General features: G+C 45.0%; 12 protein-coding genes. 3 read left to right on the top strand and 9 right to left on the bottom strand.

Features of this window, described 5'->3' with window-relative positions:
* Positions 1–26 precede the first annotated feature (26 nt).
* From sufD to BKB51_RS06560, 4 genes are read right to left on the bottom strand one after another with little or no spacing between them, the layout of a single operon-like run.
* Positions 27–1352: a Fe-S cluster assembly protein SufD gene (sufD, locus tag BKB51_RS06575; protein ID WP_085900333.1), complete on the bottom strand. Its 1326-nt coding sequence runs from the start codon at positions 1350–1352 to the stop codon at positions 27–29.
* On the bottom strand, positions 1352–2101 hold the full coding sequence (sufC, locus tag BKB51_RS06570) for a Fe-S cluster assembly ATPase SufC (RefSeq protein WP_085900332.1): 750 nt from the start codon (positions 2099–2101) through the stop codon (positions 1352–1354). The genes sufD and sufC overlap by 1 nt, the downstream gene beginning before the upstream one ends.
* Positions 2102–2153: 52 nt before the next feature.
* The gene (sufB, locus tag BKB51_RS06565; RefSeq protein WP_085900331.1) at positions 2154–3611 is read right to left on the bottom strand and encodes a Fe-S cluster assembly protein SufB; all 1458 of its coding nucleotides are present in this window, start codon (positions 3609–3611) and stop codon (positions 2154–2156) included.
* A 35-nt stretch (positions 3612–3646) separates the two neighbouring features.
* Complete coding sequence (locus BKB51_RS06560; protein ID WP_085900330.1) at positions 3647–4108, bottom strand: SUF system Fe-S cluster assembly regulator; 462 nt, start codon at positions 4106–4108, stop codon at positions 3647–3649.
* A 362-nt stretch (positions 4109–4470) separates the two neighbouring features.
* On the opposite strand from BKB51_RS06560, the gene upp reads away from it, so the two are divergent.
* Entirely contained in the window at positions 4471–5103 is a 633-nt protein-coding gene (gene upp / locus BKB51_RS06550; protein ID WP_085900328.1) for a uracil phosphoribosyltransferase, read from the top strand.
* A 50-nt stretch (positions 5104–5153) separates the two neighbouring features.
* On the opposite strand, the gene BKB51_RS06545 is transcribed toward upp, so the two are convergent.
* From BKB51_RS06545 to BKB51_RS06535, 3 genes are all read right to left on the bottom strand, one after another.
* The gene (locus BKB51_RS06545) at positions 5154–5804 is read right to left on the bottom strand and encodes a substrate-binding periplasmic protein (RefSeq protein ID WP_158090167.1); all 651 of its coding nucleotides are present in this window, start codon (positions 5802–5804) and stop codon (positions 5154–5156) included.
* A gap of 236 nt (positions 5805–6040) precedes the next feature.
* Positions 6041–7234 (bottom strand): MFS transporter, encoded by a 1194-nt coding sequence (locus BKB51_RS06540; protein WP_085900326.1) that lies wholly within the window; start codon positions 7232–7234, stop codon positions 6041–6043.
* A 191-nt stretch (positions 7235–7425) separates the two neighbouring features.
* Complete coding sequence (locus tag BKB51_RS06535) at positions 7426–8904, bottom strand: DEAD/DEAH box helicase (protein ID WP_085900325.1); 1479 nt, start codon at positions 8902–8904, stop codon at positions 7426–7428.
* Between the two features lie 245 nt (positions 8905–9149).
* On the opposite strand from BKB51_RS06535, the gene BKB51_RS06530 reads away from it, so the two are divergent.
* A complete protein-coding gene (locus BKB51_RS06530) occupies positions 9150–9695 on the top strand; it encodes a hydrolase (RefSeq protein ID WP_158090166.1) in 546 nt (181 codons plus the stop codon).
* A 4-nt stretch (positions 9696–9699) separates the two neighbouring features.
* Positions 9700–10419 carry an alpha/beta fold hydrolase gene (locus tag BKB51_RS06525; protein WP_085900323.1) on the top strand — a complete coding sequence of 240 codons (720 nt, stop codon included), beginning with the start codon at positions 9700–9702 and terminating at the stop codon, positions 10417–10419.
* Between the two features lie 25 nt (positions 10420–10444).
* On the opposite strand, the gene BKB51_RS06520 is transcribed toward BKB51_RS06525, so the two are convergent.
* Positions 10445–11089, bottom strand: coding sequence for a class GN sortase (locus tag BKB51_RS06520; protein ID WP_085900322.1), 645 nt, complete (start codon positions 11087–11089; stop codon positions 10445–10447).
* Between the two features lie 2 nt (positions 11090–11091).
* Entirely contained in the window at positions 11092–13362 is a 2271-nt protein-coding gene (locus BKB51_RS06515) for a marine proteobacterial sortase target protein (protein WP_085900321.1), read from the bottom strand.
* Between the last annotated feature and the right edge of the window lie 96 nt (positions 13363–13458).

The following is a 13458-nucleotide window of genomic DNA, read 5'->3' as shown; positions in this document are numbered from 1 at the left end:
TGTTGTCCTTATGCCCTTACTTCAAATCAGGCTGGTTTGTTTGGATTGTTTTCAAGCCAGTCAGATATTCTAACCAGAAAGAGATCCTTTAGATCTTCATTTTGAACCGCTTCAACAGCATCAGCCAGAAAAGCGTTTACGAGAAGAGCTTGTGCCTGTTCCTGCGAGAGACCGCGTGAACGTAGGTAGAACAGGGCATCTTCGTCTATCTGACCCGATGTGCAACCGTGGCTACAAATAACGTCGTCAGCAAAGATTTCCAATTCAGGTTTTGCGTCAACTTCGGCACGATCAGAAAGAAGCATGGCGCGGTGAGATTGGTTACCCACTGTCTTCTGTGCCTGTTCATGAACAATAATCTTGCCCTGAAAAACACCTCTGGCATTACCGCTCAAAACACCTTTGATCACTTCGTCACAAGTTGTATGAGGGGTCTTGTGATCAACGCGTGTTGTGATATCACAGTGTTGATCGTCGGTGCCCATATAGGTGCCGTTCAAATGACAGGCAGAATTCTCTGCTGCGAGGCTGACATTAATGTCCGAACGGGCAAGCCGCGCCCCTGTATTCAACAAGAAGCTGTCGTATGTTGCGCCTTTGCCAACTTCTACTTCTGTTGAAGATATCAGAAATGCAGACTTATTGCTTTCCTGAACACGGTAGTGGTGCAAGGTGGCATTTTCATTAATGCTGATATCTGTGGCAGCATTAGAGAAATATACGTTCTCACCATGCTCTGTATTGTGCTCGACAATAGTAGCCTTACTACCTGATCCAACAGAGATGATATTTCTCGTGTGGTGCGTACTTTCGGCTTTCCCACTCCCGAGATGAAGTATTTCGATTGTCTTTTCTACAGAAACATCCTTGGCGATGGACAGAATATATCCGTCAGCCATAAGGGCTGTATTCAAAGCAACAAGTGGTTGCTCTTCAGCTCTTGGGCGTGACAAGCGTGTTTGATCGAGATCACAGTTCCCACTATCAAGTACTGCCGCCAGGCTTGCCATGGTCACGCCAGTTGGCAGAGAGCTATCTGAGAGAGTCTCGGAATATTTACCGTCAATGAAAACAAGGCGAATGGAGATTGCTGCATCAAAAAGTCTTGGTAGCTCGTCGTTTGCTGCCAATTCAGATGTTTCTGGTGCAGAGAAAGCTTGCTTTTTTAGCGGGTTAAGGCTGGTGAACTTCCAAAGCTCTGTTTTTGCCGACGGTAATCCGATGTCATTGAACAGCGCGATGTTTTTCGCTCTGGTTTCATTAAGCCATGCAAGATTATAACCGGGTAGATGGTCTTTACTTTGGTCGTAGTGGGCGATGAACGCCTCTTTATCTGATGGAAGCGTTACCATTAGGCTGCCTCACCTGAATAGTCTGCATAACCCTTTTCTTCCAACTCAAGTGCCAGCTCTTTACCACCGGAACGGCGTATTTTACCATTGGACAGCACATGAACCTGATCTGGCACAATGTAGTTAAGGAGGCGCTGATAGTGCGTAATAACCAAAATGGCATTGTTTTCGGCACGTAGTTTGTTCACACCTTCGGCAACGACTTTAAGTGCATCAATATCCAGACCGGAATCTGTTTCATCCAAAACAGCTAGCTTTGGATTGAGAACAGCCATTTGTAGAATGTCGTTACGTTTTTTCTCACCGCCAGAGAAGCCAACATTAACGGCACGTTTTAACATGTCGTCCTTAATGCCAAGTTCTTTGGTTTTTCCACGGATCATTTTGACGAATTCCATGCCATCTAACTCTTCTTCTCCGCGATAACGACGCTGGGCATTAAGAGCTTCTTTCAGGAATGTTGTATTGGTAACACCCGGAATTTCCACAGGATACTGAAATGCCAGAAAGATGCCTTCGCCGGCACGTTCTTCAGGCTCCAGTTCTGAAATATCTTTCCCGTCGAAAAGAATGCCGCCTTCGGTTACTTCATAGTCATCACGACCGGCAAGTACGTTCGCAAGCGTTGATTTACCTGAACCGTTCGGGCCCATGATTGCGTGTACTTCGCCTTTGTTGATATTCAGGTCTATGCCCTTAAGAATGGCTTTTCCATCGACTTCTGCGTGAAGGTTTTTAATTTCTAACATCTTTTTACTCTGTTCTCTTTATCTATGTGTCTAATTGGAATAGGGCGCTTCGTTATCCGACGCTGCCTTCCAGACTGATTTTGACAAGCTGCTGCGCTTCAACAGCAAATTCCATTGGCAATTCCTGAAGCACTTCGCGGCAGAAGCCGTTTACAACAAGGCCGACGGCATCTTCTTCGGATATGCCGCGCTGACGACAGTAAAAGAGTTGATCTTCACTGATCTTGGATGTTGTCGCTTCGTGTTCCAGTCTTGCCGACCTGTTTTTACTTTCGATGTAAGGAACCGTGTGTGCACCACAAGTCTCACCCACCAGAAGCGAATCACACTGTGTAAAGTTACGTGCACCTTCGGCTTTGGCGGCAACTCTTACCAATCCACGATAGGTGTTTTGGGATTTACCAGCTGAAATACCCTTGGAAATAATACGTGAGGTCGTATTTTTACCCAGGTGGATCATCTTGGTGCCGGTATCGGCCTGTTGGCGGCCATTGGTAATAGCAACGGAGTAGAATTCTCCAACCGAATTATCACCTTGCAAGATGCAGCTTGGATACTTCCAAGTGATTGCTGAACCGGTTTCAACCTGCGTCCAGCTGATCTTGGAGTTTTTACCCTTACAGATGCCGCGTTTGGTCACGAAGTTATAAATACCGCCTTTGCCGTCTTCATCACCGGGATACCAATTTTGAACAGTGGAGTATTTGATTTCAGCATCATCCATTGTCACCAGCTCGACAACAGCAGCATGAAGCTGGTTCTCATCGCGTTGAGGCGCTGTACAGCCTTCCAGATAACTTACATAAGAACCTTCATCCGCCACGATCAATGTGCGTTCAAACTGTCCCGTGTTCAGTTCATTAATTCTGAAATAGGTAGATAGTTCCATCGGGCAGCGAACGCCCTTGGGGATGTATACAAATGAACCGTCGGTAAAGACAGCTGAATTCAAACAGGCATGCTTGTTGTCACCGGCGGGAACAACGGAACCAAGGTATTTTTTGACCAACTCCGGGTATTCCTGAATCGCTTCGGAAATCGGGCAGAAGATAACACCGACTTCTTTAAGCTGTTCGCGGAAAGTGGTGGCAACAGATACAGAGTCAAAAACATAATCAACGGCCACACCCGCTAATACTTCCTGCTCCTTGATTGGAATACCCAGCTTTTCATACGTCCGAAGTAGCTCAGGATCGACTTCGTCCAAGCTCTGTGGACGATCTTCCATGCTTTTAGGGGAAGAATAGTAATATGAATCCTGATAATCAATTTCAGGAATCTCCAACTTGCCCCATTTGGGCTCTGGCATCGTCAGCCAAAGGCGATAGGCCTTCAGGCGCCATTCCAGAAGCCACTCAGGCTCATTTTTCTTGGCTGAAATAAAACGGACAGTATCTTCACTTAAACCTTTAGGGGCCTTTTCAGATTCTATCTCTGTAACAAAACCATATTTATATTTGTCCATCTCAAGGGATTGGACCTGTTCGACTGTTTCTTGTGTGGCAGCCATTCTCTTACTCTCCTATCGGACTTTATTTGAATTGATCAGGTAAGCTCTGCCGAGCTCGTGTCCGATTTTTGTTTGTCTATAATGAAACTGTCTTGAAAATCAATCATGTCGGCGAGTGTTACCGTTTTCAGGGCATTTGCGACGACTTGATTTACTTTGTTCCAGTTCCCGCGCATGGGGCACATGGTTTCTACTGAACAGTTATCAACAGCACCTTCGACACAGGCCGTTAAGGCAATAGGGCCTTCGATGGATTGAATGATATCTGCGACTGTAATAGAGGAGGCATCTTGATGACTTATGTAGCCGCCACCAGCGCCGCGCAGGGATGTGATTAAGCCTTGCCGGGATAACAGTCCAAGGATCTTGGCAACAGTTGGTAAGGGCAGACCTGTTTCTTCCGCAATCTGAGGGGCTGTAATAACCTGCTCTTTTTGCGAAGACATCTGTCCAAGAACGACAACTGCGTAATCTGTTAACCTTGTTAGGCGGAACATAGCTTTTCTCCATACCGGACTAAAACAGTCCGATTTTTTAAATAGCTCAAAAAAACGAAATTGCAACCTCTTTTTAACAGTTTTTTACAGTTCCAATTTATGTTGTAAGATGCAGTAATTACTGAATTTACGTTTTAATACCCAGAAAATATAATAAAGCCAGACTGTTAGGAAAAGGATGTCTGTCTGGTCGCGACTAAATGTCACCTTTGAAATGCATCTTTTGAAAAATGGTCATAAGATAGCTCTTCGTTTTTCGTCTTGCTGTGTCCCAGATACAGGGGGTCGACAGAAACGGCTTAAAAGGGTAAATAACGGGGTAATTTGTTGAAAATGAAACATCAGAAATAAAGGCTATAAACATGAGCGCAAATGTAACCATCGTTGAGCACCCTTTGGTTCAAGTGAAACTTACTCAGATGCGTTCGAAAGAAACCGCGACCCCTGATTTTCGTCGGTTGTTAAAAGAGATTTCTCATTTGCTGGCGTACGAGGTAACACGGGATCTTGTGCTTACCGAGCGTGAAGTTGAGACACCGGTTGAACGAGCAATGTGTCCTGTTCTTCGGGATCTGGAACCATGCTTCATTTCAATCCTGCGTGCCGGAAATGGTATTCTGGATGGCATGATGGATCTATTACCCTCAGCACGTGTTGGTCATGTTGGATTGTACCGTGATCATGAAACGCTAGAAGCAATTGAATATTATTATAAAGTACCCACGGATATGGCTGATCGTGAAGTTATCGTCGTGGATCCAATGTTGGCGACCGGGCATACGGCTGTTGCTGCAATTGATCGGTTGAAAAAAGATGGCGCCAAGAACATTAAGTTCCTTTGCCTGCTTGCGGCACCTGAAGGAATTGAAGAATTCCAAAAAGGACATCCTGATGTTCCCGTCTACACGGCATCTGTTGATCAGAAGCTAAACGAGCACGGTTATATTGTTCCTGGCTTAGGGGATGCAGGCGACCGTATTTACGGTACGAAATAATCTCTTCATTTTCGTCAGAATGAAAAAAGGCTCCGTTATTGGGGCCTTTTTTATTGGTATTTTTTTCTGATCTTTTCGTAGGTGCCATTATGTCTAAGAGTACGAAGGGCATGGTTTATGTCACTCAGGATACTCTGGGCCTGATCAGATTTTTTGGAAAAGCAGAAATAATAGGGATTGCTGACGAGTTCCCTGTAGGTGACGTGGCCACTTTTACCGCGATTGGCCAAGGCAAAGAGGACCGTATCCCGATAGGAATAAACGGCATCAACGCGATCGTTTTCAAGCAAGGTCAAGAGTTCATCGTCATTTGTGGCTTCATAAGCATTGATGCCATGTTCAATGAGCTCTTTATGAACTGCATAGCCTCTGACGCTGGCGACAGAGAGGTCTTTCAGGTCGGCAACAGAGTTAAACTCATTGAGGCTTACCTTGTCTGATAAAAAGACACCTTGGCTTAACTGCCCTAGGATATCAGAGAAAATGAAATTCTGATCTCGATCTGGGTGATAAGAGCAGCCACAAAGTCCGTCGACTTTTCCCTGCTCTACGAGCTTTACCGCCCGTTTCCAAGGGTAAAATTTATAATCAACTTTTCGTTCTGTAAGGGCAAAAACCTCCAGCATGATATCAACATCAATGCCTTTGGGACCCGACCCCGGGTTTTCTATCTTATATGGCGGGAAAGAACTGCAAGCCATTGTGATGGGCCTATCAGTGTCTGCAATAACATTCTCTGCTGGAAACAGAGTAAGTAAGAAGGGCACTATACCTAGGATATGTTTAGGGTGCATCTTCAAACTTTATTGTCCTTACACGTTACGCATTATTAACACTGATCAAATTTAATAACAAAACATCGCAATCAAGTATTTTAATGTTGAAGGGATGAATGTCTCTTATTTAAACTATCTAAATGCTAATAATTCTTTACCGTCTAAGGTAATTCCTGATGTGTATACTCTTTTGCAGGGGGCGCGCTGCTCGGCGGTACTACTTTTGTGAGTACCCATATTATCAAGCCGCCCGTAAAGGCCATTCCGACCATGGCAAGAAAAGCATAAGATGGATCAATATCAAATAATATGCCAGATACGAAAATGGCTAACCCCATCATTAAGCCGTTAGCTATACTGGAATAAAGGCTTTGTGCCGAGGCAGAGACGTCTTTGGGCGCATGCTTTGTTATGAATGACATGGAACCCAAATGAGTTAGGCCGAATGTCAGGGCGTGCAATATCTGTATGCCAATAATTAAAACCATGCTGTCACTAAAGCCGAGTGTTCCCCATCTGATGATGCCAGCAATACTACCGATGATGATCAGATGTAATGAGCGCGCACTTTTAAACAGTCTGTTACTGAATGCAAATAAAATGACTTCGGCCATAACCCCGAATGCCCAGATGAAGCCAACCAGGCTTTTGCTGTAGCCCAGCGATGTCAGATAGAGAGAACCAAAGGCGTAGTAAGCGGCGTGACTACCGATAATCATACCAGCCCCAAGAATAAAAAACAGGAAACTTGGTTTTCTGAGAAATATTCTCGGATTACCCGTTGTTTTTTCCTGCTCATTTGGAAGCTGGGGCAGAGTTAAACTGAAAAAAGCAACTATAATAAGAGCGCATAGAATGAGCCAAAGCGTCCAGTTGATATCAATCATATCAAGCAGATACCCGACACCAAAGCTTGTTACAATAAATGAGAGCGAGCCCCAAAGCCTTATCCGCCCGTAATTTAAATCATACAGTCGAACTGCCTTAAGTGTCTGATTGTCACCTAAAGGAATGAGTGAGAGGAAACAGCAGGATGCCCCCGCTTGAAGCAGGAGATAAAGGTAAAAATCTTCTGCGAAATAAAAAGCAAGAAAGAAACCGCAGGATACCAATGCCGTCGTAAAGAGAACTGTCCTGCTATAGCCGCTCTTTTCCGATATGAGAGCGATGGCCGGAGAAACAAGCACCATGAGGAACGGCGGGATTGAAAGTATATTTCCAATTTCGGATTTACTCAGGCCTCTTTCAGATAGCCAGAGGGGCCAGAATACAAGAATGATGCCCATCGTCATGAAGACAAAGATATAAAAGAGGGAGTAGGGTACACCTAAACGGGTGGTGGAATCTTTGTTCATATTGATGCTCTAACTTAGAATCGCTTTATGAGGAATTATAAGCGATGCAGGCGGGATTTAGATTTATAAATACCATTTTATGGTTAGGCATCAATCATTATGTTTGATGGTGTTAGTTTCGTCGTTGTATGTGAAAATAAAAAAGGCGTTCATTATGAACGCCTTTTTCGTATCACCAGAGTGAGTGTATTTTACGCGACTTTTGCTTCACGAAGAATAAAAGCGGGTGTGTGATCACCAAAAGAGCTGGTTGGGTTACTCGGCTCTGATGATGGTTCTCTTTCGCCAATAACAGCTGTCGGCTTGGTTTTGCGGCGGGCTGTTCTTGTTGGTTTCTTAGCACTACGTTTTTCGTCCGCGCCGTTACCTGCATCACTAGATGCTGCAGTGTCCGTTGAATCATCCTCTGCTACGTCATCGGATTTCTTGCGACGACGGCTAGGTTTTGCTTCTTTAGCATCACTGCTTTTCGCCGTTGCTTTTGCTGGGCGACGACGTCTGCGTCCTTTAAGTGACGCAGCTTCTTCATCTGTCCAGGTTTCAAAGCCTTCAAGAGAAACAACAGGTATGCCGCTATTGATTGTTGTTAGCACGTTGCGTAAGCCCTTGTAATCTTCAATTGTCGCGATTGTGAATGCCTTGCCTTCACGTCCGGCACGCCCGGTTCGACCAATACGGTGAACATAGTCTTCGGGGTTAACGGGAACGTCAAAGTTAAAGACATGTGATACAGCCGGAATATCCAAGCCACGTGCGGCAACATCCGAACAGACTAAAAGCTTAACTTTGCCTTCTTTAAAGTCGCTCAGTGTTTCCATACGGGACGATTGAGCCATATCACCATGGAGCGCAGCAGCAGAGAAGCCATGTACATTCAAGGATTTATTTAGAATGTCGACGTCTTTTTTTCTATTGCAGAACAAAATCGCGGATTGAATTTCACCTTCGCCGGTCATGACCTGGCGTAGGGCTTCGCGTTTTTCTTTCGGGCCACCATCAATTTTGATAATCGTCTGTTCGACCGTTTCAGCAGTAGATGCCTGCTTGGTTACAGAGATTTCTTTTGGGTTGCTCAGGAATTTATCAGAAAGTTTCCTGATTTCCGGGGCCATTGTCGCAGAGAAAAAGAGCGTCTGTCTGAGCGGTGGAAGCAAAGAGACAATCTTTTCTACATCCGGGATGAAACCCATATCCAACATCCGGTCAGCTTCATCGATAACCAAAAGCTTGGTATCAACAAGCATGATCTTGCCTCTCTCGAATAGATCGAGAAGGCGACCAGGTGTTGCAATTAGAACATCAACGCCACGTTCGAGGAGCTTTATTTGCTCCGCAAAGGAAGAGCCTCCGATGAGGAGAGCTTTGCTAAGCTTGCTGTATTTTCCATAGCTTTCGAAGTTCTCCGAAATCTGATGGGCAAGTTCACGTGTTGGTGTCAGGATCAAAGAACGCGGCATTCTTGCACGCGCCCGACCACTGGACAGCATTTCGATCATAGGCAGCGTAAACGAGGCAGTTTTACCTGTCCCGGTTTGAGCACAGCCCATTACATCACGACCCATTAACACGTAGGGGATTGCTTGTTCCTGAATAGGCGTAGGTGTTGTATAGCCAACATCCTCGACAGCCTGCAGGAGTTTTGGATTTAATCCAAGATCAGAAAAGCTCATGTATTCCTTAGTTACGCTTGAGCGTTAGTCAAAAAAAAGCAGAAATGCGTAAAAACTTACGCGTGCTTTCCAGAAGAGACGTGCGCATAATACGGAAAGCTTTGAAAAAGTCAATTTGTACTGTGTTTTAGGTGCCAAAAATCGATAAATTACGTCATAACGTGATATTATTGTTTAATTTTAATCCTGTGATGTTTAAGTCAATACAGGTCAGTTAACTTGCTAGAGGCGTTTTTAAGATGTTGATGTCTGCGGAAGATTCGGTCGTTGTTGTCATAGATATACAAGAGAGACTTGCACCTGCGATCCCGGAACTCGACTCAATTCTGAAAGCCAATGAACTGGTTTTGAAAACTGCGGCCGAGCTATCTGTACCCGTTTTGGTAACCGAACAATATCCCAAGGGACTTGGACATACTGTCGAGCAACTACACGGCTTGTATGCTGAAAAAGATGTGTTCGAAAAAATTTCCTTCAGTTCAGCTGGCTGTAAGCCGTTTATGTCTGCGTTAAAAGAAACAGGGCGGCGCCAGGTTATTGTGATGGGTATTGAGGCGCATGTTTGTGTTCAACAAACTGTTTTAGAACTACTGTCTGACAGATTTGATGTTTTTGTCGTGGCTGATGCGATTGGGTCGCGCGCTGACGAAAACAGAAAACTGGCGCTGGAACGCATGATCAGGTCTGGTGCCGAGGTGGTTTCAAGCGAGATGGTTATGTTTGAAATGTTGAAAAAGGCAGGGACGCCAGAATTTAAAAAGCTATCGAACCTACTTAAAGAAAACGATTAATTTTATGAACGAAAAAGAACGTCTGGTTTTTTTGCCGGGCCTTTTGTGTAATGAACGATTGTGGGCACCACAACTGGATCTTTTTAAAGACACGTATCTCTGTGAAGTGTCAGATCTTACCCGGGCCAGTTCCATAAATGAACTGGCTTTACAGGCTTTGAAACAGGTACGCGGGAAATTCAATCTCGTTGGATTATCGATGGGTGGGTATGTCGCACTCGAGATTATGCGGATTGCACCCGAACGCGTGAAGCGTTTGGCATTAATTGACACAAAAGCGCGTGCGGATAGTCCTGAACAAAAACGACGTAGACGTGGTCTACTTTCTTTGGCTGGACGAGGAAAGTTTAAAGGGGTGACGCCACACTTGATGCCACTTCTTATTCATCCTGACCGAATGGAAGATACCTCCTTGACGTCTGAAATATACAAAATGGCGGAAGAGGTTGGGCAGGAAGCTTTTGTGCGACAGCAAACTGCGATCCTGGATCGTGAAAGTCACTTGGATATTTTACCGAACATAAAATGTCCGGTCCAAGTAATCTGTGGTCAGGATGACCTGATTACTCCCTTGGACTGTTCTGAAGAAATTGCCTCTTTGACGCCAAACGCCGAACTATTGGTTCTGGAAGACTGTGGTCACCTATCTAATATTGAGTTGCCGGATAAGGTGAATGAATCTCTACAGGGATGGTTGGAACGAAACATAGGACCAAAAGGTTAGTTTCGTTTTCTTGTGAACGAGTTTTTCAATCTACGGAGAAATCTTCAATCAGATGACCTTCTACAATATATCGTAGGGGGCCAGGCGTCTGAGCATCGAAGGGCCAACAAGTTACGAGTGCTATGCGTTTAGAAGTATTTTGGTTGGTAATGCCCGATTGATCCCATTTGGTAATTCGGATGTTGTCCACCTTATATAGATGATCCTGTCCTTTGGGATCTTTTACTTTGACAATGTCAGTCGCTTTTATGTTTTCTAAAAAAGCAAAATGAGTATCTCTGTGTGCGGCATAGACGGCTGTCCCTTGTTGTCCGGGGAGGGCTGTGTTTTCCAGATGTCCCGGCGCAAATGCCAAGGCTTCTCCACTGCTGCCGCGTAAGGCGATAACGGGTTCGATAGCCAGATTAGGTAGGCTGATCTCTGCAACTGGGTAGGTATCGGCCCATGACCATGCTTTTTGTGGTTTTTGGGTGGTTAAAGTCTCTTGCCAGGCCTGTTGTAACAGATGTTGCGCCAGAACTGCTTTCAGTTTGATGTAGAGACCATCTCCGACTAATGCAAAGCTTGCCATAAACAAAGCCAGCAAGAGGAACTTTCTAGCTCCTCTTGCCATGAATTGAACGAGCAATTGAATTTGTAAAGCAGGCTTTATTCTACTTAGGATTTTCATGGCTATGGACGCTGCCCATTTGGAAGCATTTTACGCGATACCAACATGAATAATATCGTGGCGAGCAGGAGAAGCATTCCAAGAATTATTTTTAATTCCGCAGTGGTTGCTGTTGCAGGTAAGGGAATGGACTTTGCTTTAGCTGATACTGATCTTATGAGGGGGGCGTCAGTTGCTGCCAAGCGATGCAGAGACGAAATGCTGGCATCTTCGAGCGGGGCTGGCGCAGAGGAATAATCTGCTCCAAAAACCTTCTCAAAATCCCATCCCGCAGGGAGGTTTAAAGCGATTTCCTGACTGTTATAATCTTTACCAGTTGGCCTTGTCGGGGTGATATCAACAGCGACAAGGCTGGTCATTTTACTGATTAGGCCATATTTCATAGCTGTATTGAGTATGTCCTGATCAAGTACATTCCAGTTGTCGGCCTGGAAATACTGTCCTTCTATTTCTGAAATTTTCCTTCTTCCCCAGAGTTTGCCAATGCCTGTCCCCGATTGCGCTTTGTGAAGGGGCAGTTTGATTGTCCAGGGTTGGTTAGAGAATTGACCGGAAACATCCAGCGTTTCTTTGGTTGATCGAATTGTGTTTTTAGCTTTGGCGAGGATAACGACGGGTTCACCGCTATAGAGATCAGGGAGCTGACGAGGGCTCATTTCAACATTGGTTTTTTCTGGCTGGTTGCTCTCTGGCCAGATTGCTTGAAGATTGGTGAGTACCGGGGTTTCAAGCTTTGTAAAAAGTTCGTTCATACGGGATCTGACTTGTTGTTCTGATCCGATGTGGGTAAAAGTTCCTTTGCCGTAGCTGGATGCACGGTTCATAAAGTGACTGTTGGGGGCAGAACCAATACCGACGGTAAAAATTCTGGATCGACCACGTTTTTTAACAATGGCATCAAACATCTGTTTTTCATTACCAATGGCACCATCCGTCAAGAAAACAATCTGACGCAAACTTGACTTGTCATTTGGTGTCTGATCTTCCAGTGCAGCTTCCAGCGCAGGTAACATTTCTGTTCCGCCATCAGCTTCGAGTGACGAGACAAATCTTTTGGCGATATCAAGGTTGCCGGTATTGGCTTCAAGAGCAGAAGGGAAAAGGACTTCGTAGGTATCGTCGAACCTTATAACGTTAAAGCGGTCCCGGCTGCGTAGCTTTGCCAGTGCCAAAAGCAAACTTTCTTTTGCCTGTCTCATGGATGGGCCAGCCATAGAGCCAGAGTTATCAATAACAAAGATGACTTCCCTGTTTGGTGTTGTTATTTCATCCTGAGCAAGTTGAGCCAGTTTGGGTGGAGTAACAAAGGCAAGGAAATAATCATCCTGACCAATCGTTTCCTTAAACAAGGCTACGCGCGGAGATTTCTTTGGTTCTGCTTTCCAGTTGAGTTCAAAATCACGATCCGCAGGTACGACTTGATCACTGAGAGATACTTGAACCTGATCCTTGGATTTGTAGTCTGTAATAATCTCGTGGAACGGGCTTTTGATTTCACCAATGGGAAAGCCGGAAGCCAAACTGACATTCAGGGATACGGGATTACTTTTAGCCTGTTTTGCCGGATTTATAACTGGCGAGGTTATTTCTTCACGATCCGGAACGGGATCTTTTACAGTTCCCCACTGTTCATCATTCTCAAAGTTTACACTTTCGACTATGCGTGGCTTGGGATTGTAGCGTGGGGCCGCGACCATTGGAAAACGGAGCGAGAAAAGGCCATTGGATTGCCTGACGGTCTCTTGATATTCAATCTGCACAACCACGATCTCTTGCGGTCCTATATTTGCGACTGAGTTGGTAAAGAGATTAGGGCGTAACTGTTCGACCAAGCTGGCTTTTTTGCCTTCTCTTTTGGCGTCATCATATATTTTGCGGGCTTCTTCTTTCGGTTTGATAACACCTTCTATAAAACGATCACCAATTTGCATTTTTAGGGTATCGACGGCGGACGTTTCTGGCAGGGGGAAAACGTAAGTTCCTTCAACCCAACCATTCGAAGGGTTTCTAAAGCGTTGGGTCACTTTCGTCCGGGCGATTGGTCCGTTGATATCAATTTCTACATTTGTCGCCAGTTGTATGGCTTCGACCATTTTACCGGCTTCTGTTGTTTTCAATAACAACGAGCCTCTTTTCATATCGTTAGGGCTGACCAACCCGTTTGCCACCGAGGGACTCCCACCCACAACAATGATAAAAGAGATCAATAGGACTGCAATAAATAGTGTTTTGATAGAAAAGTTGAATTGTTTGGTTGTGATTGTTTTCAGCATGCCGCTGCCCTGCCATCTAAGAATAGAGTTGTTTGTTTCTTTGTATTCTTATCTCGTGGCTTTATGCCGAAAGGGAGAGGCTTTGTGACTAAAAAG

The sequence above is a fragment of the Kiloniella majae genome, from assembly GCF_002118315.1.
GTDB lineage: Bacteria > Pseudomonadota > Alphaproteobacteria > Kiloniellales > Kiloniellaceae > Kiloniella > Kiloniella majae.
This window is presented reverse-complemented; position numbering and strand designations above follow the sequence as displayed.

Bases quoted from the DNA above. Each gene is read 5' to 3' on its own strand.
- sufD (WP_085900333.1), bottom strand. From the start codon at position 1,352: ATGGTAACGCTTCCATCAGATAAAGAGGCGTTCATCGCCCACTACGAC.
- sufC (WP_085900332.1), bottom strand. From the start codon at position 2,101: ATGTTAGAAATTAAAAACCTTCACGCAGAAGTCGATGGAAAAGCCATT.
- sufB (WP_085900331.1), bottom strand. From the start codon at position 3,611: ATGGCTGCCACACAAGAAACAGTCGAACAGGTCCAATCCCTTGAGATG.
- BKB51_RS06560 (WP_085900330.1), bottom strand. From the start codon at position 4,108: ATGTTCCGCCTAACAAGGTTAACAGATTACGCAGTTGTCGTTCTTGGA.
- upp (WP_085900328.1), top strand. From the start codon at position 4,471: ATGAGCGCAAATGTAACCATCGTTGAGCACCCTTTGGTTCAAGTGAAA.
- BKB51_RS06545 (WP_158090167.1), bottom strand. From the start codon at position 5,804: ATGGCTTGCAGTTCTTTCCCGCCATATAAGATAGAAAACCCGGGGTCG.
- BKB51_RS06540 (WP_085900326.1), bottom strand. From the start codon at position 7,234: ATGAACAAAGATTCCACCACCCGTTTAGGTGTACCCTACTCCCTCTTT.
- BKB51_RS06535 (WP_085900325.1), bottom strand. From the start codon at position 8,904: ATGAGCTTTTCTGATCTTGGATTAAATCCAAAACTCCTGCAGGCTGTC.
- BKB51_RS06530 (WP_158090166.1), top strand. From the start codon at position 9,150: ATGTCTGCGGAAGATTCGGTCGTTGTTGTCATAGATATACAAGAGAGA.
- BKB51_RS06525 (WP_085900323.1), top strand. From the start codon at position 9,700: ATGAACGAAAAAGAACGTCTGGTTTTTTTGCCGGGCCTTTTGTGTAAT.
- BKB51_RS06520 (WP_085900322.1), bottom strand. From the start codon at position 11,089: ATGAAAATCCTAAGTAGAATAAAGCCTGCTTTACAAATTCAATTGCTC.
- BKB51_RS06515 (WP_085900321.1), bottom strand. From the start codon at position 13,362: ATGCTGAAAACAATCACAACCAAACAATTCAACTTTTCTATCAAAACA.